The organism is Acinetobacter sp. WZC-1 (assembly GCF_052544965.1).
In genome coordinates this window covers 3,078,630-3,102,946 of the sequence record NZ_CP199370.1, presented here as the reverse complement: position 1 = coordinate 3,102,946, position 24,317 = coordinate 3,078,630, and the positions used below count along the sequence as shown (strand labels likewise).

Sequence of the window (24,317 nt, the reverse complement as noted above, 5' to 3'; positions counted from 1 at the left end):
TCTAATCCAACAACATCCGGTAAGTATAGCAAAGCCGGAGACAGGATGCTGTGACTAAAGCCTGGTCTTACTTATTTCATGTTTTAAGCGGGAACTGTAGCAATATAAAAGCGGTCTGTAATTTATTGTTGATAAATGGTGTTGGAAAAAATATTTCGGATATGACAAACAATTGCCAGCATCTGTCAAAAGCACAATAGGCACTCCACATCAGTAAGTGAAATTAAACAAAAAAGCATGATTATGGTAATTAATTGAATTTATTGTCAATTAATATTTAAATATTTCAGGCAAAATACATTTCATATTTTTGTCATTTAAGTAGTCTATACAGGCTAAAAAGAGAAATGCATCACAAAAAATGTTGATTTTTATGTGATGGAATTGTTAAAGTACCTTGGTTTTTTGTGTATTTTATAGGCGTTTTCAGAGTTCTGTTGTCGCCGGCTCCCCTACAGAGGAATAAAGAATGAATAAGATTTATAAGGTCATTTGGAGTACAACCCTGGGTGCATGGGTTGCAGTTTCTGAAATGGCTAAAACGAAAACGAGATCTACAACAAAATCTGTGAAAGTCAGTGCCGTAGCCGGTGTAGTGGGGATGATCAGTTTTGCGCCGGGCGCATTTGCTGCGTCTGGGATAGACGGTGGTGCGGCGTCGGGAGGGGGGACGGCAATTTCCAGTTGTACTACGGCTAGTACTCAGGCATCAACTTCAAATGATCGCGCTATAGCGATTGGATGTGGTACAACCACAACGGGCATAAATACCAGTTTGATAGACAGAGGAAATCCAGCGAATAACAGCACCACAACTGGCAATGTTGCGGGTGTCGCTTTTAATGGGAGTCCTAATACCCTTGCAAGTGGTGGAGGGGTTGCAATTGGCACTGGAGCAACAGCTGGAACTCCAACAACAATAGCATTGGGTACTCAGGCCAAAGCGATAGGCGGCTCTAGTGTGGTTATAGGGGGGACAGCTGTTGCAACAGGGGAGACCGCGCTAGCTATTGGTCGGCAATCAGCGGCAACAGGGAATTACGCACAAGCACTGGGGAATGTCTCTGTCGCAACAGGGCCGGGTACATTGGCGATAGGACACTCCGCCACAGCAAGTGGGGACCGTGCTATTGCAATTGGCGCACCGAATACACTTAATACTCCAACCTATCAATCAGTTGGACAAACTGCGGCTACAGCAGCTGACTCGATTGCTTTTGGTGGTGCCGCCCAGGCAACGGCAAATAATGCAATCGCATTGGGAAGTAAGGCGTCAGCGACAATAGACAATAGTGTGGCATTAGGGGCTGGCTCTGTGACCAGCGCGTTGACGGGGAATTCATATTTAACGAATCAGGCCGCTCCTACAAGTAAAGGATCTGTCGCTGTAGGTGATCGACGTATTCAGAATGTTGCTGATGGTGCAGCAGCACAGGATGCAGTGACGGTTTCTCAATTAACGGTTGTTAAGAATACGGCAGATGCTGCGCAAACTACAGCGAATACCGCAGTCACCAATGCAGCGACAGCCCAAACCACAGCAAATACTGCAGTAACCAATGCAGCGGCAGCTCAAACTACAGCAAATACCGCAGTCACCAATGCAGCGACAGCTCAAACTACAGCGAATACAGCAGTAACGAAGGCGGATACTGCTCAAGCAACGGCGGACAGGGGCTTAAATTTTCGTGCGAATACGGGTACAGCTGACAATTTGAAGTTGGGTGAAACTGTTACGCTGGCCGATGGTAGCAATACAACGGTAAGCTATGATGCAGCAACAAACACTTATAAATACAATGTGGTGGATGCCCCGGTATTTGCAGGTCAGGTGAAGGCAAACGGTTTTGATGCAAACAACCAGAAAGTGATAAATGTTGCAAACGGCACTGTTGCAGCCAATTCAAAGGATGCGGTGAATGGCGGCCAGCTGAACACCACCAACCAGAATGTCACCACGGCACAGAATGCAGCCAATGCCGCTCAGACTACCGCCAATACGGCAGGAACGAAGGCAGATGCTGCACAAACCACAGCGAATACAGCAGTGACCAATGCAGCAACAGCGGATGGGAAAGCTGTTGCGGCTCAGGCCACCGCAGACAAAGGCCTGAACTTCAGTGCCAATGGCGGTACGGCAGATAACGTCAAGTTGGGAGAAACCGTCAACTTTGCAGACGGGACCAATAGCAAAGCGGTCTACGATGCAGCAACAAACACTTATAAATACAATGTGGTGGATGCCCCGGTATTTGCAGGTCAGGTGAAGGCAAACGGTTTTGATGCAAACAACCAGAAAGTGATAAATGTTGCAAACGGCACTGTTGCAGCCAATTCAAAGGATGCGGTGAATGGCGGCCAGCTGAACACCACCAACCAGAATGTCACCACGGCACAGAATGCAGCCAATGCCGCTCAGACTACCGCCAATACGGCAGGAACGAAGGCAGATGCTGCGCAAACCACAGCGAATACCGCAGTAACCAACGCAGCAACAGCGGATGGAAAAGCCGTTGCGGCCCAGACAGCGGCAAATACCGCTCAGGCAACCGCAGACAAGGGTCTGAACTTCAGTGCCAATGGCGGTACGGCAGATAACGTCAAGCTGGGAGAAACCGTCAACTTTGCAGACGGGACCAATAGCAAAGCGGTCTACGATGCAGCAACAAACACTTATAAATACAATGTGGTGGATGCCCCGGTATTTGCAGGCCAGGTGAAGGCAAACGGTTTTGATGCAAACAACCAGAAAGTGGTGAATGTTGCAGACGGTACTGTTGCAGCCAATTCAAAAGATGCAGTCAATGGCGGTCAGCTGAACACCACCAACCAGAATGTCACCACGGCACAGAATGCAGCCAATGCCGCTCAGACTACGGCCAACACTGCAGGAACGAAGGCAGATGCTGCGCAAACCACAGCGAATACCGCAGTAACCAATGCAGCGACAGCGGATGGAAAAGCCGTTGCTGCCCAGGCAACCGCAGACAAGGGCCTGAATTTCAGTGCCAATGGCGGTACGGCAGATAATGTCAAGCTGGGAGAAACCGTCAACTTTGCAGACGGGACCAATACCAAAGCGGTGTATGACCCTGCCACCAACAGCTACAAATACAATGTTGTGGATGCACCGGTATTTGCAGGCCAGGTGAAGGCAAACGGCTTTGATGCAAACAACCAGAAAGTGGTGAATGTTGCAGACGGTGTGGACGGCAAGGACGCAGTGAACAAGGGCCAGCTGGATGCAGCGAACCAGGCGGGCGGCGCGAAGACCGATGCACTGGGGAACAGCACTGCGGCGAACCTGGGCGGGGGATCGGGCTATGATCCGGTGACGGGTACGGTCACGGCACCGAGCTACGTGACCACGGATCCGACCACGGGTACATCGAAGACATCAGACAACGTGGGTGATGCACTGAGCAGCCTGAACACGGCGGTGAACAAACCGCTGACCTTTAAGGATGCCGGGACCGGCAGCTCAGTGAACCCGCTGGGTTCCGAATTTGCAATTGTGGGTGACAGCAACCTGACCAGCACGGTTGAGCAGGGCAAGGCAACGCTGACCCTGAATAAGGACCTGAAAGGCCTGAACAGTGTTGAAACGGTGGATGCAGACGGCAACAGCGTGGTGACGGACGGCAAGGGCACGACGGTGACGGGAGCGGATGGCAAGCTCACGACGCTGACGGCGGACGGGACCACAGTGACCGATGGCACGGATACCAGCGTCTATGGTCCGGATGGCCTGAATGTCAATGACGGTGCAGTGACGGTCGGCAAGGACGGCCTGAATGCGGGCGGCGTCACCGTCAGCAAGGACGGCATCAACGCGAATGGCACCGGCATCAGCAACGTGAAGGACGGTGTTGACGGCAAGGATGCAGTGAACAAGGGCCAGCTGGATGCAGCGAACCAGGCGGGCGGCGCGAAGACCGATGCGCTGGGGAACAGCACTGCAGCGAACCTGGGCGGCGGATCGGGCTATGATCCGGTGACGGGTGCAATCACGGCGCCGAGCTACGTGACCACGGATCCGACCACGGGTACATCGAAGACATCAGACAACGTGGGTGATGCACTGAGCAGCCTGAACACGGCGGTGAACAAACCGCTGACCTTTAAGGATGCCGGGACCGGCAGCTCAGTGAACCCGCTGGGTTCCGAATTTGCAATTGTGGGTGACAGCAACCTGACCAGCACGGTTGAGCAGGGCAAGGCAACGCTGACCCTGAATAAGGACCTGAAAGGCCTGAACAGTGTTGAAACGGTGGATGCAGACGGCAACAGCGTGGTGACGGACGGCAAGGGCACGACGGTGACGGGAGCGGATGGCAAGCTCACGACGCTGACGGCGGACGGGACCACAGTGACCGATGGCACGGATACCAGCGTCTATGGTCCGGATGGCCTGAATGTCAATGACGGTGCAGTGACGGTCGGCAAGGACGGCCTGAATGCGGGCGGCGTCACCGTCAGCAAGGACGGCATCAACGCGAATGGCACCGGCATCAGCAACGTGAAGGACGGTGTTGACGGCAAGGATGCAGTGAACAAGGGCCAGCTGGATGCAGCGAACCAGGCGGGCGGCGCGAAGACCGATGCGCTGGGGAACAGCACTGCAGCGAACCTGGGCGGCGGATCGGGCTATGATCCGGTGACGGGTGCAATCACGGCGCCGAGCTACGTGACCACGGATCCGACCACGGGTACATCGAAGACATCAGACAACGTGGGTGATGCACTGAGCAGCCTGAACACGGCGGTGAACAAACCGCTGACCTTTAAGGATGCCGGGACCGGCAGCTCAGTGAACCCGCTGGGTTCCGAATTTGCAATTGTGGGTGACAGCAACCTGACCAGCACGGTTGAGCAGGGCAAGGCAACGCTGACCCTGAATAAGGACCTGAAAGGCCTGAACAGTGTTGAAACGGTGGATGCAGACGGCAACAGCGTGGTGACGGACGGCAAGGGCACGACGGTGACGGGAGCGGATGGCAAGCTCACGACGCTGACGGCGGACGGGACCACAGTGACCGATGGCACGGATACCAGCGTCTATGGTCCGGATGGCCTGAATGTCAATGACGGTGCAGTGACGGTCGGCAAGGACGGCCTGAATGCGGGCGGCGTCACCGTCAGCAAGGACGGCATCAACGCGAATGGCACCGGCATCAGCAACGTGAAGGACGGTGTTGACGGCAAGGATGCAGTGAACAAGGGCCAGCTGGATGCAGCGAACCAGGCGGGCGGCGCGAAGACCGATGCGCTGGGGAACAGCACTGCGGCGAACCTGGGCGGCGGATCGGGCTATGATCCGGTGACGGGTGCAATCACGGCACCGAGCTACGTGACCACGGATCCGACCACGGGTACATCGAAGACATCAGACAACGTGGGTGATGCACTGAGCAGCCTGAACACGGCGGTGAACAAACCGCTGACCTTTAAGGATGCCGGGACCGGCAGCTCAGTGAACCCGCTGGGTTCCGAATTTGCAATTGTGGGTGACAGCAACCTGACCAGCACGGTTGAGCAGGGCAAGGCAACGCTGACCCTGAATAAGGACCTGAAAGGCCTGAACAGTGTTGAAACGGTGGATGCAGACGGCAACAGCGTGGTGACGGACGGCAAGGGCACGACGGTGACGGGAGCGGATGGCAAGCTCACGACGCTGACGGCGGACGGGACCACAGTGACCGATGGCACGAACACCAGCGTCTATGGTCCGGATGGCCTGAATGTCAATGACGGTGCAGTGACGGTCGGCAGGGACGGCCTGAATGCGGGCGGCGTCACCGTCAGCAAGGACGGCATCAACGCGAATGGCACCGGCATCAGCAACGTGAAGGACGGTGTTGACGGCAAGGATGCAGTGAACAAGGGCCAGCTGGATGCAGCGAACCAGGCGGGCGGCGCGAAGACCGATGCGCTGGGGAACAGCACTGCAGCGAACCTGGGCGGCGGATCGGGCTATGATCCGGTGACGGGTGCAATCACGGCGCCGAGCTACGTGACCACGGATCCGACCACGGGTACATCGAAGACATCAGACAACGTGGGTGATGCACTGAGCAGCCTGAACACGGCGGTGAACAAACCGCTGACCTTTAAGGATGCCGGGACCGGCAGCTCAGTGAACCCGCTGGGTTCCGAATTTGCAATTGTGGGTGACAGCAACCTGACCACGACGGTGAGCCAGGGTCAGGCCGCGATTGCCCTGAATAAGGACCTGAAAGGCCTGAACAGTGTTGAAACGGTGGATGCAGACGGCAACAGCGTGGTGACGGACGGCAAGGGCACGACGGTGACGGGAGCGGATGGCAAGCTCACGACGCTGACGGCGGACGGGACCACAGTGACCGATGGCACGAACACCAGCGTCTATGGTCCGGATGGCCTGAATGTCAATGACGGTGCAGTGACGGTCGGCAAGGACGGCCTGAATGCGGGCGGCGTCACCGTCAGCAAGGACGGCATCAACGCGAATGGCACCGGCATCAGCAACGTGAAGGACGGTGTTGACGGCAAGGATGCAGTGAACAAGGGCCAGCTGGATGCAGCGAACCAGGCGGGCGGCGCGAAGACCGATGCGCTGGGGAACAGCACTGCGGCGAACCTGGGCGGCGGATCGGGCTATGATCCGGTGACGGGTGCAATCACGGCACCGAGCTACGTGACCACGGATCCGACCACGGGTACATCGAAGACATCAGACAACGTGGGTGATGCACTGAGCAGCCTGAACACGGCGGTGAACAAACCGCTGACCTTTAAGGATGCCGGGACCGGCAGCTCAGTGAACCCGCTGGGTTCCGAATTTGCAATTGTGGGTGACAGCAACCTGACCAGCACGGTTGAGCAGGGCAAGGCAACGCTGACCCTGAATAAGGACCTGAAAGGCCTGAACAGTGTTGAAACGGTGGATGCAGACGGCAACAGCGTGGTGACGGACGGCAAGGGCACGACGGTGACGGGAGCGGATGGCAAGCTCACGACGCTGACGGCGGACGGGACCACAGTGACCGATGGCACGAACACCAGCGTCTATGGTCCGGATGGCCTGAATGTCAATGACGGTGCAGTGACGGTCGGCAGGGACGGCCTGAATGCGGGCGGCGTCACCGTCAGCAAGGACGGCATCAACGCGAATGGCACCGGCATCAGCAACGTGAAGGACGGTGTTGACGGCAAGGATGCAGTGAACAAGGGCCAGCTGGATGCAGCGAACCAGGCGGGCGGCGCGAAGACCGATGCGCTGGGGAACAGCACTGCGGCGAACCTGGGCGGCGGATCGGGCTATGATCCGGTGACGGGTGCAATCACGGCACCGAGCTACGTGACCACGGATCCGACCACGGGTACATCGAAGACATCAGACAACGTGGGTGATGCACTGAGCAGCCTGAACACGGCGGTGAACAAACCGCTGACCTTTAAGGATGCCGGGACCGGCAGCTCAGTGAACCCGCTGGGTTCCGAATTTGCAATTGTGGGTGACAGCAACCTGACCACGACGGTGAGCCAGGGTCAGGCCGCGATTGCCCTGAATAAGGACCTGAAAGGCCTGAACAGTGTTGAAACGGTGGATGCAGACGGCAACAGCGTGGTGACGGACGGCAAGGGCACGACGGTGACGGGAGCGGATGGCAAGCTCACGACGCTGACGGCGGACGGGACCACAGTGACCGATGGCACGAACACCAGCGTCTATGGTCCGGATGGCCTGAATGTCAATGACGGTGCAGTGACGGTCGGCAGGGACGGCCTGAATGCGGGCGGCGTCACCGTCAGCAAGGACGGCATCAACGCGAATGGCACCGGCATCAGCAACGTGAAGGACGGTGTTGACGGCAAGGATGCAGTGAACAAGGGCCAGCTGGATGCAGCGAACCAGGCGGGCGGCGCGAAGACCGATGCGCTGGGGAACAGCACTGCGGCGAACCTGGGCGGCGGATCGGGCTATGATCCGGTGACGGGTGCAATCACGGCACCGAGCTACGTGACCACGGATCCGACCACGGGTACATCGAAGACATCAGACAACGTGGGTGATGCACTGAGCAGCCTGAACACGGCGGTGAACAAACCGCTGACCTTTAAGGATGCCGGGACCGGCAGCTCAGTGAACCCGCTGGGTTCCGAATTTGCAATTGTGGGTGACAGCAACCTGACCAGCACGGTTGAGCAGGGCAAGGCAACGCTGACCCTGAATAAGGACCTGAAAGGCCTGAACAGTGTTGAAACGGTGGATGCAGACGGCAACAGCGTGGTGACGGACGGCAAGGGCACGACGGTGACGGGAGCGGATGGCAAGCTCACGACGCTGACGGCGGACGGGACCACAGTGACCGATGGCACGAACACCAGCGTCTATGGTCCGGATGGCCTGAATGTCAATGACGGTGCAGTGACGGTCGGCAAGGACGGCCTGAATGCGGGCGGCGTCACCGTCAGCAAGGACGGCATCAACGCGAATGGCACCGGCATCAGCAACGTGAAGGACGGTGTTGACGGCAAGGATGCAGTGAACAAGGGCCAGCTGGATGCAGCGAACCAGGCGGGCGGCGCGAAGACCGATGCGCTGGGGAACAGCACTGCGGCGAACCTGGGCGGCGGATCGGGCTATGATCCGGTGACGGGTGCAATCACGGCACCGAGCTACGTGACCACGGATCCGACCACGGGTACATCGAAGACATCAGACAACGTGGGTGATGCACTGAGCAGCCTGAACACGGCGGTGAACAAACCGCTGACCTTTAAGGATGCCGGGACCGGCAGCTCAGTGAACCCGCTGGGTTCCGAATTTGCAATTGTGGGTGACAGCAACCTGACCACGACGGTGAGCCAGGGTCAGGCCGCGATTGCCCTGAATAAGGACCTGAAGGGCCTGAACAGTGTTGAAACGGTGGATGCAGACGGCAACAGCGTATTGACGGACGGCAAGGGCACGACGGTGACGGGAGCGGATGGCAAGCTCACGACGCTGACGGCGGACGGGACCACAGTGACCGATGGCACGGATACCAGCGTCTATGGTCCGAACGGCCTGAGCGTCAATGACGGTGCAGTGACGGTCGGCAAGGACGGTCTGAATGCGGGCGGAGTCACCGTCAGCAAGGACGGCATCAACGCGAATGGCACCGGCATCAGCAACGTGAAGGACGGTGTTGACGGCAAGGACGCAGTGAACAAGGGCCAGCTGGATGCAGCGAACCAGGCGGGCGGCGCGAAGACCGATGCGCTGGGGAACAGCACTGCAGCGAACCTGGGCGGCGGATCGGGCTATGATCCGGTGACGGGTGCAATCACGGCGCCGAGCTACGTGACCACGGATCCGACCACGGGTACATCGAAGACATCAGACAACGTGGGTGATGCACTGAGCAGCCTGAACACGGCGGTGAACAAACCGCTGACCTTTAAGGATGCCGGGACCGGCAGCTCAGTGAACCCGCTGGGTTCCGAATTTGCAATTGTGGGTGACAGCAACCTGACCAGCACGGTTGAGCAGGGCAAGGCAACGCTGACCCTGAATAAGGACCTGAAAGGCCTGAACAGTGTTGAAACGGTGGATGCAGACGGCAACAGCGTGGTGACGGACGGCAAGGGCACGACGGTGACGGGAGCGGATGGCAAGCTCACAACCCTGACAGCGGACGGCACCACAGTGACCGACGGCACGGATACCAGCGTTTATGGTGCGAACGGCCTGAATGTCAATGACGGTGCAGTGACTGTCGGCAGGGATGGCCTGAATGCTGGCGGCGTCACCGTCAGCAAGGACGGCATCAACGCCAACGGCACCGGCATCAGCAACGTGAAGGACGGTGTTGACGGCAAGGACGCGGTGAACGTTGACCAGCTGACTGCGGTGAGCAAGGCGGGCAGCGACAAGAGCGATGCACTGGGGAACAGCACTGCAGCGAACCTGGGCGGCGGTGCGGAGTATGACCGGAATACCGGTACAGTGAGTGCCCCGTCCTACACCGTGACCAGCAACCCGAATGACGCCGGCAGCACAACGGCCGTGAACAACGTGGGTGATGCGATCAGCAGCCTGAACACGGCAGTGAATCAGCCGCTGACCTTTAAGGATGCCGGGACCGGCAGCTCAGTGAACCCGCTGGGTTCCGAATTTGCAATTGTGGGTGACAGCAACCTGACCACGACGGTGAGCCAGGGTCAGGCCGCGATTGCCCTGAACAAAGACATCACTGTGGACAGCGTGACCGCAGGTGCCAGCCGACTGGATGATAACGGACTTGCCATCAGCGGTGGTCCGAGCGTGACGAAGGGTGGCATTAATGCTGCAAATACCCGGGTTAGCAACGTTGCAGATGGTGTCGATACTTCGGATGCAGTCAATAAAGGTCAATTGGACACGGCAATTTCAGGTGTAAACAGTAATGTAAATAACCTGGCCAATAATGCTGTTCAATATGATAAAAATGCTGACGGTACGGTGAATAAGGACAGCATCATACTCGGTGGTGGCGCAGATGGTACGAAGATTTCCAATGTTGCAAATGGACAGGTTGAAGCCGGCTCCAGGGATGCGATAAATGGTGGCCAGCTTGCGAATGTCCGTGACAACCTGCAGGGGCAGATTACCAATAATGCCAATGATATCAGCAATATTAAAAATGATATCAATAGTGGCAGTGTGGGTCTGGTCCGGCAGGCGGGTCCGAATGCCGAGGTCACCGTCGCGAAGGATACTGGCGGTAAAAGTGTCAGTGTGGCCGGTACGGATGGAGAACGTACCGTGACCGGTGTTGCCAATGGTGCAGTCAATTCCACCTCTAAGGATGCAGTCAACGGCAGCCAGCTGAACGCAACCAACGAAGCTGTTGTGAACTATCTGGGCGGTGGTGCCGGTTATAACAACATTACTGAGAGCTTTACTGCGCCATCGTATGCAGTGGGTACGGGAACATATAACAATGTCGGTGGTGCAATCGATGCGCTGAATCAGGCGGATCAGACATTAAATACCAAGATTGATAATGTCAGTAACCGACTGGATGATGCCTTCCGTTCCACCAATCACCGGATTAATGATGTAGAGAGAAAAGCCAATGCCGGTATTGCCGCTGCAATGGCCATGGAATCTGCACCTTATATACCGGGTAAATACACTTACTCAGCCGGTGCTGCTTATCATGGCGGTGAAAATGCAGTGGGTGTGACCCTGCGTAAAACTGCGGATAACGGTCGCTGGTCGTTGACCGGTGGTGTTGCAGCAGCATCCCAGGGTGATCCAAGTGTGCGGATTGGTATCAGTGGTGTGATTGACTGATTTTGCCAGACCGGGAAGATCTGCGGATCTTCCTGATCTTTTCCTTTATTTCAGAGAGATATAAAAATGAAAACATTCAGCAGTATCGTGATGTTCAGTGTACTTACGGGTCTGGCGATATCAACAAGTCATGCTGTGGAAGAAATGGCAACACAGACGGAAGCAGAGCAGGCATCTCAGGAAATTAGTTTTCCTGAAATTGAAAAAAGCTACTTAAAGCAGGTGCAGCATTACGAATATGAACAGGTTGCCCGCCTGGATAAGGGACTGACCAAGGACCAGATTCGATTTATCCTGGGCAATCCGCATTTTTCTGAAGGACTGTTTGCCGTCAAAACCTGGAACTATGTACTGGATATTCGTCAGCCGGGAACACAGCAATATAAGCGTTGTCAGTTAAGAATTGATTTTGATAAAAAATATTTATCGGAAAATCTGAACTGGAAAGGTGAGGAATGTCAGGGGTTAATGAGCTGGGGGATCAATAACCAGTCCACCGGGGAAATAGACAGCCTGCCTGTAACAGACCAGTCTGCCAGTATTTTATTCTATTTTGATCGTGCCGATAAAAATGGGGTAAAAAATCCTGAACGTATTGCTGCAATCGCCAGTCAGCTGAAACAGCTGGACCATAGCAGGACGATTCAGGTGGCCGGATATACCGATCGACTGGGAACATTCAGTCATAATCAGCGCCTGTCATCAGCACGAGCACATACCGTGGCACAAATGCTGGTAGAGCAAGGGGTTGATTCAGATCAGATACAATTTACAGCAAAGAATAAAACCAGTGCCTATCAGCAATGTTCGGGGGTAAACCGTCGCATTCAGCTGGTGGAATGTCTTGCACCTAATCGTCGTGTCAATATCAGCTGGTAAGCACGTTACAGCAGTTGCGGTAATGGAGCATCTGTATCCAGCCATTGCATGATTTACCTGTCCGGAATGATGTTGATGGCAACAGGTGTATCTGTGAGTGACAGCATATGGGTTTTTACAGCCGTTTAAAAATGCTGTTTAATAGCTGCACTGAAATAAAGAGAATTTAAAATGTTCAAACAAATTGCGATGGTGGTTGCCGGTCTGGGTCTTGCGTTACAGGTTCAGGCGTTTGAAAAGACACAAATGAATCTGGATAAGGATTTCTGGGGGACGTGGTCCATTTATAATGCAAAAAATAAATGTACTGAAGTCTATCAATTCCAGAAACCCGGTCAGTTTCAGTACAGTAGTAAACAAAAGAATATGACCGGAAGATTTGCGGTGACGCGCAACAGTAAAGATGCCCGGGCATTGGACGTACTTTCACTGAAAGTGCTGCAGGACAATAAAAAAGCATCCTGCGCTGAAGCGGCTAAAGATTACAACAATGCCAGTCTGAATATGGCATTGAAATGGGTCTCTGCCAATACGGCCCAAATCTGTACCGATACAGAAGCTAAAAGCTGTACTTCACTGTATCTGATCAAACAAAAGTAAATTGGACGGGCTTCTTCGGAAGCCCTTTTTTATGACTGAATGTGGATGAAAAGCGGCAGGTTCTGTTTCCTGTCTGCATGATTTTATGGCTGGCAGTGTGCAGGCTGAACTGGATCAATCCGATTGGGCAACATTTACTGTGCATCCATAAAGTTACCACATTCATTTATAGCCAATTTGTCAAAAAACTCATACACATGAATATAATTTCTCTTGATTCATATTTTAAATTAAATCAATTGCATGAGAAAATGAGTTGTTTGCTTATAAAAAAGCTTTGATTGCCACATTTTACTTTGAAAGTTTGAATAAGTCCGCCAACGGCGACATTCATGTCGCCGCACGGCAGGACAACCACCCATGATTCAAAAGTACAGAAAACCAATTGATAGCCCATAGTTTCTAAAAGTTCATAGAAAAATATAAGTTTCATTTATAATCAATAATTTGAATCAAATCACGTGTATGAATAATTAGGTGGTTTGACTATAGTAAAGAAAAGAGCAGCCGAATGATGATGAATTTCCAATAAATCAGCAGCTGCTTTTGCAGTTACGCCGGGTACGAAAAACCCTGGCAATTTTAATTGAGTTTTTTTATTTAATTTACAATTGGTTAGCCTCATTTTCATAGATTAACACATTGTTAATCCAGTACAGCCCCAAAAATTATTCATGCCAGCGGCATCTTTAATTTTAATTCAGTCTGAAAACATGATCTGAACCCTTTCAGTATTGGTGTCTGTTCTATAGAATGGACGGCGTTTAAAAAGTTATGCAACGAATTAGCCACGGCTTCACCGCCTGAGTCACCCGGAGTACTTTCCCCATGAGTAAAGAAAACATACGCGAGCATTCAGCGCCATTTTATGAAGGCATTGAAAATGCGCCTGCACGGTCCATGATGCGTGCTGTAGGTTTTAAGGATGATGACTTTACACGCCCGTTTATTGGTATTGCGTCGACCTGGGCAAATGTCACGCCCTGTAATATGCATATTGATGGCCTGGCACGTGAAGTGGAAACCGGTGTCAATGCTGTCGGGGGTAAAGGGATCATTTTCAATACCATTACCATTTCTGACGGGATTTCAAATGGTACCGAAGGCATGAAGTACTCATTGGTGTCCCGTGAGATTATTGCCGATTCCATTGAAGCGGTGGTCGGTTGTCAGGGGTATGATGGTGTGATTGCCATTGGTGGCTGTGACAAAAATATGCCGGGTTGTATCATGGGGCTTGCCCGTCTGAACCGTCCGGGGCTGTTTATCTATGGCGGGACCATTCAGCCGGGCGAAGGCCATACCGATATCATTTCCGTATTTGAAGCAGTCGGTCAGCATGCCAAAGGTGAGATCAACGAGATTCAGGTCAAGCATATTGAAGAGGTTGCATTGCCTGGTCCGGGGTCATGTGGCGGGATGTATACTGCAAATTCCATGGCCTCAGCCATTGAAGCGCTGGGCATGAGTTTGCCGGGTTCATCTGCACAGGAAGCGATTTCCAGCGATAAGCTATTGGACTGTGATCGTGCCGGTGCGGCGGTGATGAACCTGTTGCGACTGGACATTAAACCACGTGACATTATGACCAAAGCTGCATTTGAAAACTCCATCAAGGTGCTGATTGCACTGGGCGGATCCACCAATGGTGTACTGCATTTGATTGCAATGGCGCATACGGCCGGTGTTGATCTGAGCCTGGATGATTTCGTACGCATTGGTAAGGACATTCCGGTAGTTGCAGATGTCCGTCCTTCGGGTCAGTACCTGATGTCAGAGCTGATTAAAATTGGTGGGATTCAACCGCTGATGAAACGCATGCTGGACCGTGGCATGCTGGATGGTTCCTGTATGACAGTAACCGGTAAAACCCTGGCAGAAAACCTGGCGGACGTTAAAGATTACCCTGAAGGTCAGCAGATCATCATGCCGTTTGAGGCGCCGATCAAAAAAGATTCTCACTTGGTGGTCCTGAAAGGCAATCTGTCACCGACCGGTGCTGTTGCAAAAATTACCGGCAAGGAAGGACTGTATTTTGAAGGGCCTGCACGGGTATTTGAAGGTGAAATTGGCGCCATGCGCGGTATTCTGGATGGTGAAGTTCAGGAAGGTGAGGTGGTGGTGATCCGGGGTGAAGGGCCAAAAGGTGGTCCAGGCATGCCGGAAATGCTGAAACCGACCTCTGCCATTATTGGCAAGGGGCTGGGCCACTCCGTTGCCCTGCTGACCGATGGTCGCTTTTCAGGCGGCAGTCATGGTTTTGTGATTGGTCATGTGACCCCGGAAGCCTATGAAGGGGGACCAATTGGCATGGTTAAAAATGGCGATAAAATTTCCATTAATGCCGAAACCCGTGAATTGACCCTGCATATTTCAGATGAGGAAATGGCTGCACGTCAGGCGGCATGGGTCAAGCCGGCACCCAATTATAAGTATGGTGCGCTGGCAAAATATGCAAAACTGACCTCCGGTGCAGACAAAGGGGCCGTTACTGATCTAAATCTGGATATATGATTGATCATTGGCTTACAAGTTGTTATAAACCCTTGTAGCAGTACAAGGGTTTTTTTTCAGGAACTGATCTCATGTCATGGTTACGTCGGTGGTTTGATCCACTTCGATCGCGCTGGTTTTATCAGAAACCGACCCGCCAGGAGGTATTACCCACGGAACAGGGGCTGAGTATTTACCTGCGCCTGGATGACGTATACAGCTATCTGGCGGTACAGCAGCTGACTCAGCTGGATGACATTCTCACTGAAAATCTAAAACCGCTCAAGGTGGTGATTTCAGATACTGCCGCAGCACCACCCAACGGTATGAGTGTGGAAGAGTGGCGGAATTACTGTCTGAATGATGCCGGAATCCTGGCCAATCAGCACCGTTTCAGTTATGACGATGAAAAGCCGGAACAACCTTCGGCAGAAGCGCTGAAACAAGCGGAAACCATTCTGAAAAATACCCCGCTGACCGGGCAGAATTTTCTGTATTTACTGGAAGATGTTTTTCACATGCTGTGGCAGCAGCAATACGGAAAACTACGCACTTTATTTGTCATGGCAAGTCAGCACCGCCAGCCTCAGAATTTCCCGGAGCGGGTGTTTGAACATACACCGGTGCTGACCAGTTATTTTGAGTTTGGTGGGCGCAAATACCATGCAGTGGATGATCTGCTGCGCTTAACCCGTCGTTTAAAACAGCAGAAGTTGCTGACCGGAACCCCGATTTTTCTGATTAATCACATTGAATGGCGTGAGCACATCATGAGTGATGCAGAAGAACTGGCAGAAATCCAGGCCATGCATCCTGAGCTGGATCTCTATATTGCCCTTGAAGATCCGATCAGCTGGCTGCTGCTGGCGTATATCCGCGAACAGCTGGTGGATTATTATAATATTCAGCTGAATGTATTTCCGCTGTCGTACCACGGCCGGGATACTTTTGACTGGAGTCTGGCGACACGTCTGTCCAGACGGGCCGAGGTCAAATTTACGCCATTTTGCCGTCCGACAGCAGAAGCGACCCTGTATATGGCTGAGCTGTTTTATCGTGTTGCAGAAGAACAACGTACCGATGCCATATATGACATTCTGGAAGCCGTATGGACAAAAGGGCGGGACTTCTCGTTTAAACCCCATCTACAGCAGATGCAGCAGGCACTGGACATACAGGACGTGGCTGAGCCTGATGTGGCGGCCCTGCTGCAACAGAATGACGAACGCTGCATACAGTACCATCAGCCTGATTTTCCGGTACTTGAACTGCGTATAGATGGGCAGCGCTATGTCTTTAACAGTCTGTACCGGGTCTGGATGATTGAGAGCATTTTCAGTCATATACTGGAACAGCAATACAGACGTGAAAGTGATGCAGAGACCGAACTGCCCGGAGAACCTGCCCAGCCATAGACATAGATTAAGCCGCTGTTGATGGTGATCATTTATGGATGGACCTGACGGGTTTTTACGGATTTGTTTTTTTATTGGTCAGACAGCATCTGTACATGGCTAAAGTGGCTTAAATCAGCTGCAGGCCCATGATAGAATCACTGTGATTCATATAATTTTTCTAATGATTTTTCAGAAATCTTCCTGCACATTTGAGTTGCTCAGTATCTGATTCCTGATCTGATCACTGATTAATTTAAGCAGAGTTATAAGTGTATTTTTATTTATTTTAATGGTTTTTCTGACCATAAAATCTCTATTTTATCGATCTGGAGTTCGCAAGTGAACAAAAATAGTCTGATGCTAGCAGCCACCGTTGCTGCCTTTTCCATGATTTCCGGCAGTTGCTGGGCCAATAGCTTCTCTTTTAAGGACAGTTTCGCCTCCGATAAGTTTTCAGTCAGTCTTGCATCGGGTTTACTCGGTGAAGGAAAAGGCCGGGAATATGTCTATACGCCGGCTCCAGAGCAAAGGGAGATGAGCTATTTAACATGGAATATTGAGAATACGCCGATTGTCAATGCGGATCTCAGCTGGGATGTCCTGCCGTGGCTGACATTCAGTGCCCGGGGATGGACCACGCTGAATTCCGGTAAATCCGAGATGAATGATTATGACTGGCAGGATGACGATAATCCGCAGCTTTTAACAGACTGGTCGCACCACCCGGATACCCGTCTGAATTTTGCCAATGAATTTGATTTAAATGCGAAAATTTTCCTGATTAATCAGCCGGCTTACAAGTTTGGGGCGTTGCTGGGTTATCAGCAGAACCGTTTCAGCTGGTATGCAAAGGGTGGTTATGGTTTTCATGCCAGCGAAGATGAAAATGATGACTATATTCCGGGAACAGCCTTAAGCAGTTTTGATGAATATGATCCGGGCGAGCCGATTATTGGTTATAGACAGCAGTATGATATTCCGTATTTCGGCCTGGTCGGAACATATAATTATCGAAGTTTTGAACTCAATGGAACCGTGAAATACAGTCCGTGGGTCCAGGCAAAAGACCGTGATAATCATTATGGAGACAAGCTATTTCATACCAAAGCTAATCGTGATTCGGATTATTATGCCGTATCTGTGGATGCTGGCTACTATGTTCTCCCGGATACAAAATTATTTACAGCCCTGAACTGGACAAAATTCAAAACGGCAAAAGGTGTAACCAGCGTGGCTGATCCGGAAACCGGAGAAAGCTTTTCAGGACTCGGCGGGCTGTCCAGTGAGTTTTATACGCTGAATCTGGGACTTCAGTATCGGTTCTGAGTTTTTAAACTCCGTAATCGGTAATTGACAGATGCTGTGCTGTCAAACGGACGGCCTCAGTTTTTGATTGAGGCGGTCTTCAAGAAACACTGATTTTTCAGCAGGTCCGAATCTTATAGCATGATGCTGAAATTTCGGAGATGATGCAGATGGTCTGGTTTGTTTTACTGGTTTTTGCCGTTGCAGGAATGATTAAGGGTACCCTTGGGCTGGGGCTGCCAGCCGTGTCCATGGGCTTGCTGACCCTGGTGATCAGTCCCTTTCAGGCGGCGGCCTTGCTGGTCGTTCCCTCCATGATCACCAATTTCTGGCAGCTTTTTGCAGAAGGTCGGGTATTACAGCTGATTCGCCGTTTCTGGCTGTTGCTGGCCGGAATTATTGCAGGTTCCACGTGGAGCATTTTTCCGGCACTGGGGCAGAGCAGCTTTCATAGTGAAGCTTTACTGGGGACAATGCTGGCCCTGTATGGAATCTATGGTTTATTTGCCGGTAATATGCCGGATCTCTCTCACCATGAAAAATGGTTATCGCCCATTGTCGGTTATCTGGGTGGCGCGTTAATTGTTGCCACAGGGGTGGTGGTGATTCCGGTGGTGCCCTATCTGCAGTCGCTGCATCTGAAACGCGATGATCTGGTACAATCGCTGGGGCTGGCCTTTACTGTATCCACCATCTGCCTGGCCATCTTTTTGCAGCAGAATCCGGTGGAAAACATGCCCATGGATTACCGTATGTCACTGATCGCTTTAATTCCTGCGCTGGTGGGCATGTGGTTGGGCACCAGAATCCGTTACCGGATTTCTGAACAGAAATTTCGTAGGGTTTTCTTTATTGGTCTGGTGATGCTGGGCAGTTATATGCTGTTGCAGCAACTGAGCCGGTTTTAATTTCCGGGTCGCTTAATTTCAGACAGCGTCTGAAACTCAATGGATAATCTGGATTTCTGGGTGAGCAGGAACTGGCTGAAGTGCTGATATGCAGCTGGTAAGGCATCAAAATCCCGGGCGGCCAGTAACAGTTTACGGTTTGCCCACGCGCCCACCAGCTCAATACTGTGAAAGGCATATTGTTCGCGTAATCGCAAAGCAGCCCGTTTCGGCATAATGGCGATACCTACGCCGTCAGCAACCACCTGTGCAATTGCAGCAAAACTGGGTAGCCGCAGCCGGTACTGAATGACACACCTGAGAGTTTTTGCCTGGGTTTCAATGGACTGTTGCAGGGAATGATGTTGCATCAGACCGACAAATGCAAAGTTGAGGCTATCCACCAGTTGCAATTGCTGATGGTGAGCTAAGGCATGTTGCATGGGACAGATCAGCACCAGCGGATCCTCTGCAAAATCCCGGGTCTGTAAGTCATGGGCATTAAAAAAACTGGACACCAGTCCCAGCTGTGCCGTGCCATTTTGCAGGGACTGGATAATGTCGTTGCTTTCCGCTTCCTTTAAATGGATCTGTAGCTGCGGATTTTCCATCAGATATTGCGGCAGCAGCATGGGCAGGTATTCACTTTGTGCTGAGGAATTGCACCACAGTGTCATGTCTGAGCGCAGACCTTCAGAAAAAGGCAGCATGGCCTGCTGCAATTGATGGCTCTGTTGAATTAACAGCCCGGCCTGTTCAGCAAAAGTCTGGCCTGGCATGGTCAGCCTGACACCATTGGCGTGTCGGCTGAACAGTTTGACGGAGAATTGCTGTTCAAGTTTTTTAATCCGTTCACTGGCGGCCTGTAGGGAAATTGAAGAGCGTTCAGCCCCCCGGGTCAGACTGCCGGTATCAATAATATTCAGGAACAGTTGCAGATCAAAAAAATCGAGACGCATGGTAGATAACTTGTTTGGAATGACCTTCATCTTACTTAACATTATGCAGTTTAAACCAGTATCTGTGATAAAAAAGCAGCCTTTCGACTGCTGTAAAATATATGGCTTATGCTGTTTTATCGTTCAGACTGAAAAACCAGTTCAGAATCAGCGCTGCAAAAGTTGCGGTGCCAATTCCACCCAGGTTAAAGCTGCCAAATTGCAGGGCAAAATCACCGGTGCCTAAAATAATGGTCACCGCGGCAACCATCAGGTTTTTATTGCTGGCAAAGTCGACTTTGTTTTCAATCCAGATTTTTGCACCGGCAATGGTAATTAAACCGAATACCACGATGGATGCACCGGTTAAAATTGCGGTTGGGATGGTATGAATCACGGCACCGAATTTCGGAGAAAGGCCAAGCAGGATTGCAAACAGACCGGCAATGACAAAAACAATGGTGGAGTAAACCCGGGTCACTGCCATGACACCAATGTTTTCACCATAGGTGGTCATGCCGGGTGCGCCGACCCCTCCGGATAATGTGGTGGCAACTCCATCGGCAACAAAGGCTTTGCCAATGTGCGGATCCAGGTTCTCACCGGTCATGGCGCTGACCGCCTTGATATGTCCAAGGTTCTCTGCCACCAGGATCAGGGCAACGGGTGCAATGATCAGCATGGCATTCAGATCAAAGCGGGGAGCATGCAGGGTGGGCATGCCCAGCCAGCTGGCCTGCTGGATGGGCGTAAAATTAATGGCTGTGCCATAGCCCATGACATTGGACACCAGGAAGTAAATGAAGTAAGCCAGCAACAGGCCGATCAGCAGTAATAGTCGTTGTAATAAGCCCCTGCTAAATACGGCAATGGAACCCATGCACAGGACCGTCACCAGTGCCATCCACATATTAAAGTTATTGCCTGCCACGCTCCTGACCGTAACGGGTGCCAGGTTTAAGCCGATGATCATTACCACGGCGCCGGTGACCACAGGCGGCATCAGTTTTTCAATCCATCGGGTGTCTGTGGCCATGACAATCAAACCCAGCAGGGCATATAAAATACCGCAGGCCATGATGCCACCGGCAGCAACGGCCAGATTGGCATTGGCTGCACCGGTCCCGGAGGCGGCATAACCTGTTGCGGCAATTACGACCCCAATAAAGGCAAAACTTGAACCCAGGTAACTTGGCACCCGGCCTCCGGTCATTATAAAGAACAGGATAGTACAGATCCCGGACATCAACACGGCCAGATTCGGATCAAAACCCATCAGAAATGGTGCAAGCACTGTGGCGCCAAACATGGCAAATGCGTGCTGTATGCCCAGTACCGCACTTTGTGCAGGTGGAAGATATTCGTTAATCCCGACCTGCTGAGTATTGATATTGCCGGTGTAAGGACGCCATCTGGGAAACCAACTGGACATAAATGCATGCTCAAAAAACAGATTGGGTACATCATACCTTTGTTTTTGTAAGAATTAGTTCACTTATGGGAAATTTTGTTCAAATCAGTATGATGATTTTTATTAATTTTTTACCAAATGGTAAAAATTTTTCAGTTAAAAAACAAATGGAAATGCCACTGCTGTCTGATATGTTGCGGATTGTCGAGCATTGGCTGCAGGCCCATTGTCCCTGAGCTGGAGCGATTCTGCCTCCGGTAAAGATAAAACACAGTCTGTCGGCTGCGATGATTCATACGAATCATCAATATAAATGACCCGTATGGCTGGATGCTTAAATATACATCATGAATATGTATCAACAGGGGATATGAGTATCTGTCCTGTTGATGCTGTTGTTCTGAAGGATTAACCGGTGTTGCGTAAGCCGGCGGCAATGCCGGCGATACTGACCATCAGCGCATGATCCACCGGGGTATTTTCCACCTGAGCCTCTGCCAGGTAGGCACGACGCCGTTTCATTAATTCCGCCTGTAATAAGTGCAGCGGCAATAAATAGGTCTGACGGACTTTCATGGCCTGATCCAGCACATCATTGGAGCTTAATAACCTGGATTCACCTTTCATGGCCAGCAGGGTCTGTACTGCATCATGCAGCCGCAGCCGCAATTCGCTTCCCAGCTCCCTTAAGTCAGCATCATCGGTCAGGTGTGATTCATAATACAGTGCCACATGCTGATCAGCTTTGGACAGGACCATTTCCAGCATATCAATCAAAGTCTGGAAGTATGGCCATTCCCGCAGCATTTCATCAAGCAGCGCTTTTTGTCCCTGGTCAATCACCTGGTTGATGGCGGCCCCTGTGCCCAGCCAGGCCGGCAGCATGAGGCGGATCTGTGTCCAGGCAAAGACCCAGGGAATGGCACGCAGTGATTCAATTCCTCCGCTGACTTTACGTTTGGCCGGACGTGAACCGAGTGGCAGCATCTGCAGTTCCAGTTCCGGGGTGACCGTACGCAGATAGTCCACAAAATGCGGATTTTCACGCACCGTCTGGCGGTAAACCTGTACCGACAGATCAGTCATTTGATGCATTAAGTCACGCCACTGGGCTTTGGGTACCGGTGGTGGCAACAGGGTGGCTTCCAGGGTTGCCGCAGTATAGATTTCCAGGTTTTGCAGGGCAATTTCCTGCAAGCCGAATTTAAAGCGGATCATTTCGCCCTGTTCCGTGACACGGATGGCGCCGGAAATGGAACCGGGAGGCTGGGAAAATAAAGCCTGCTGAGTGGGTGCACCACCACGGCTGATGGAGCCGCCACGTCCATGAAACAGCGTCAGCCGGACGCCATGTTTGCCGGCAATCGCTGTCAGTTCTTCCTGGGCACGGTACTGTGCCCAGTTGGCCGACATGAAGCCGGCATCCTTGGCAGAGTCAGAATAGCCAATCATTACTTCATGTCTGCCCTGAATATGTTGTTTATACCATGGCATATTGAACAGCTGATTCATGGTGGCAGATGCGCCATCCAGATCTTTCAGGGTTTCAAACAGGGGCACCACCCGTAAATGATGCTGAATGCCGGCTTCTTTTTGCAGCAGCAGAACCGCCAGCACATCACTGGGATATTCCGCCATGGAAATGATATAGGCGCCCAGGCATTCCCGGGGCTGCTCTGCCAGCGTACGCATGGTGGCAAAGACTTCCTGGACATCCGGATGTTCAATCAGGCTGCCAGCGGATTCGTTCAGGTGTCTGGGCAGCAGTGGGCGTTTGTTTTGTAATTCCTGTAACAGGAAATTCTGTCGTGCCTGTTCGGTCCAGGTGTCAAAATTTCCCAGTCCCAGATATTCCGTGATGGCAGAAATGGCCTGACGATGCCGTCCGGATTCCTGACGGATGTCCAGTTTTAACAGTTCAATACCAAAACAATTGACCCGATAGATAAAGTCGAGCAATTTGCCATTGGCAATTTCAGGCAGATTGCATTCGCTCAGGGAGCGATAGCACAGCAGCAGAGGCTGAAGTAATTCATCCTTATGGCGGATGATCTGACTGCGGTCCACATCTGAATGCTGGCCCTGCAGTTTGCTGGCCAGCCACTGCCGGGTAATTTTCAGTCGCTCGCGGGTGCTGCGCAGATATTCACGATAAGGTTCCGGATGTTCGTACCCAAGCGCCTGTTTCAGTTCGGGGGTACAGGCCTGAATGGAAAGTTCCCAGCGTAAATCTTCGATATCCCGCAGATACAGATCAGCGGCTTTCCAGCGGGACAGCCACAGCACTTCCTGGGTAATTTGATGGGTGACATTGGGATTGCCATCACGATCCCCGCCCATCCAGGAAGCAAAACGTATGGGTGCAATGTCCAGTGGCAGTTTCTTTTTACAGCTGGTTTCAGTCAGTTCATCCAGTTCACGGATAAATGCCGGAACGGTATTCCACAGACTCTGTTCAATGGTGGTAAAGCCCCATTTGGCTTCATCGACCGGGGTGGGACGATGCTGGCGGATTTCGTCGGTTTGCCAGGTGGAACAGATCAGCTGTTTTAAATCGGTCAGTATCTGTTTACGCTGTTTCGGCGTCAGCTTTTGCTGGTCCAGTTCAGCCAGGCAATGATTGATGCCGTCATATTTCTGAATCAGGGTGCGGCGGCTGATTTCGGTCGGATGCGCCGTCAGGACCAGTTCAATGTTTAAATCACAGAGTTGCCTGTATAGCGTGTCTGCGGAAATATTCTGACAGTGGAATCGTTCAAATAAATGTTCCAGCACATTGGGAGAAGGTGAATTTTCTTTAAATTCACTCTGACGGCGGCTGCGGACTACATGGTATTGCTCAGCAATATTGGAAAAGTTGAGAAACTGGGAAAAGGCACGGGTCAATGGAAGAATCTCATGGTCTTCCAGGCTTAAAAATAATTGCTCAAGTTGTGCTTCGGCGCTGGCCTGACCATCCCGGGCCCCTTTGGCCAGTGCACGAATCTGCTCAATCTGATTAAACAAATCCTGCCCTGCGTATTCCTTTAAGGTTTCCCCCAGCAGATTTCCGAGTAAGCGGACATCTTCGCGCAGTGGCGCATCAATTTGTTGAATCATTGC

The 24,317-nt window shown here is 52.0% G+C and carries 11 protein-coding genes and 1 pseudogene; 8 read left to right on the top strand and 4 right to left on the bottom strand.

Going from position 1 to position 24,317, the window contains the following annotated elements; all coding sequences use genetic code 11:
* The first annotated feature begins 469 nt into the window (after positions 1 to 469).
* From ACT6PV_RS14370 to ACT6PV_RS14360, 3 genes are all read left to right on the top strand, one after another.
* Positions 470 to 11,305: an ESPR-type extended signal peptide-containing protein gene (locus tag ACT6PV_RS14370; protein ID WP_445116946.1), complete on the top strand. Its 10,836-nt coding sequence runs from the start codon at positions 470 to 472 to the stop codon at positions 11,303 to 11,305.
* Between the two features lie 66 nt (positions 11,306 to 11,371).
* Complete coding sequence (gene tpgA, locus ACT6PV_RS14365; protein ID WP_445116945.1) at positions 11,372 to 12,184, top strand: trimeric autotransporter adhesin/peptidogylcan-associated protein TpgA; 813 nt, start codon at positions 11,372 to 11,374, stop codon at positions 12,182 to 12,184.
* A 171-nt stretch (positions 12,185 to 12,355) separates the two neighbouring features.
* Positions 12,356 to 12,784: a hypothetical protein gene (locus ACT6PV_RS14360; protein ID WP_445116944.1), complete on the top strand. Its 429-nt coding sequence runs from the start codon at positions 12,356 to 12,358 to the stop codon at positions 12,782 to 12,784.
* Between the two features lie 493 nt (positions 12,785 to 13,277).
* Here ACT6PV_RS14360 and ACT6PV_RS14355 read toward each other — a convergent pair.
* Positions 13,278 to 13,409 (bottom strand): annotated as a pseudogene (locus ACT6PV_RS14355) (IS1595 family transposase); the annotation flags it as partial.
* Positions 13,410 to 13,612: 203 nt separating this feature from the next.
* Between ACT6PV_RS14355 and ilvD the strand changes: the two are divergent.
* From ilvD to ACT6PV_RS14335, 4 genes are all read left to right on the top strand, one after another.
* Positions 13,613 to 15,298, top strand: a complete 1,686-nt coding sequence (ilvD, locus tag ACT6PV_RS14350) for a dihydroxy-acid dehydratase (protein WP_445116943.1) — start codon at positions 13,613 to 13,615, stop codon at positions 15,296 to 15,298.
* 71 nt (positions 15,299 to 15,369) lie between these two features.
* Complete coding sequence (locus ACT6PV_RS14345) at positions 15,370 to 16,692, top strand: hypothetical protein (protein ID WP_445116942.1); 1,323 nt, start codon at positions 15,370 to 15,372, stop codon at positions 16,690 to 16,692.
* A 321-nt stretch (positions 16,693 to 17,013) separates the two neighbouring features.
* Positions 17,014 to 18,000, top strand: coding sequence for an omptin family outer membrane protease (locus ACT6PV_RS14340; RefSeq protein ID WP_445116941.1), 987 nt, complete (start codon positions 17,014 to 17,016; stop codon positions 17,998 to 18,000).
* 149 nt (positions 18,001 to 18,149) lie between these two features.
* Positions 18,150 to 18,887 carry a sulfite exporter TauE/SafE family protein gene (locus ACT6PV_RS14335; protein WP_445117133.1) on the top strand — a complete coding sequence of 246 codons (738 nt, stop codon included), beginning with the start codon at positions 18,150 to 18,152 and terminating at the stop codon, positions 18,885 to 18,887.
* Here ACT6PV_RS14335 and ACT6PV_RS14330 read toward each other — a convergent pair.
* Both ACT6PV_RS14330 and ACT6PV_RS14325 read right to left on the bottom strand, forming a co-directional pair.
* Positions 18,884 to 19,825: a LysR family transcriptional regulator gene (locus ACT6PV_RS14330; RefSeq protein ID WP_445116940.1), complete on the bottom strand. Its 942-nt coding sequence runs from the start codon at positions 19,823 to 19,825 to the stop codon at positions 18,884 to 18,886. The two genes, ACT6PV_RS14335 and ACT6PV_RS14330, sit on opposite strands and share 4 nt — an antisense overlap.
* Before the next feature lie 106 nt (positions 19,826 to 19,931).
* Positions 19,932 to 21,236 carry a solute carrier family 23 protein gene (locus ACT6PV_RS14325; RefSeq protein ID WP_445116939.1) on the bottom strand — a complete coding sequence of 435 codons (1,305 nt, stop codon included), beginning with the start codon at positions 21,234 to 21,236 and terminating at the stop codon, positions 19,932 to 19,934.
* Positions 21,237 to 21,238: 2 nt separating this feature from the next.
* Between ACT6PV_RS14325 and ACT6PV_RS14320 the strand changes: the two genes are divergently transcribed.
* Entirely contained in the window at positions 21,239 to 21,451 is a 213-nt protein-coding gene (locus ACT6PV_RS14320) for a hypothetical protein (protein WP_445116938.1), read from the top strand.
* A 172-nt stretch (positions 21,452 to 21,623) separates the two neighbouring features.
* Here the strand turns inward: ACT6PV_RS14320 and ppc are convergent, their stop codons facing one another.
* Positions 21,624 to 24,314 (bottom strand): phosphoenolpyruvate carboxylase, encoded by a 2,691-nt coding sequence (gene ppc, locus ACT6PV_RS14315; RefSeq protein ID WP_445116937.1) that lies wholly within the window; start codon positions 24,312 to 24,314, stop codon positions 21,624 to 21,626.
* Positions 24,315 to 24,317 lie beyond the last annotated feature (3 nt).

Coding starts and splice junctions, on each gene's coding strand:
- ilvD (WP_445116943.1), top strand. CDS start 13,613: ATGAGTAAAGAAAACATACGCGAGCATTCAGCGCCATTTTATGAAGGC.
- ACT6PV_RS14370 (WP_445116946.1), top strand. CDS start 470: ATGAATAAGATTTATAAGGTCATTTGGAGTACAACCCTGGGTGCATGG.
- ACT6PV_RS14335 (WP_445117133.1), top strand. CDS start 18,150: ATGGTCTGGTTTGTTTTACTGGTTTTTGCCGTTGCAGGAATGATTAAG.
- ACT6PV_RS14360 (WP_445116944.1), top strand. CDS start 12,356: ATGTTCAAACAAATTGCGATGGTGGTTGCCGGTCTGGGTCTTGCGTTA.
- ACT6PV_RS14330 (WP_445116940.1), bottom strand. CDS start 19,825: ATGCGTCTCGATTTTTTTGATCTGCAACTGTTCCTGAATATTATTGAT.
- ACT6PV_RS14325 (WP_445116939.1), bottom strand. CDS start 21,236: ATGTCCAGTTGGTTTCCCAGATGGCGTCCTTACACCGGCAATATCAAT.
- ACT6PV_RS14345 (WP_445116942.1), top strand. CDS start 15,370: ATGTCATGGTTACGTCGGTGGTTTGATCCACTTCGATCGCGCTGGTTT.
- ppc (WP_445116937.1), bottom strand. CDS start 24,314: ATGATTCAACAAATTGATGCGCCACTGCGCGAAGATGTCCGCTTACTC.
- ACT6PV_RS14320 (WP_445116938.1), top strand. CDS start 21,239: ATGCATGCTCAAAAAACAGATTGGGTACATCATACCTTTGTTTTTGTA.
- tpgA (WP_445116945.1), top strand. CDS start 11,372: ATGAAAACATTCAGCAGTATCGTGATGTTCAGTGTACTTACGGGTCTG.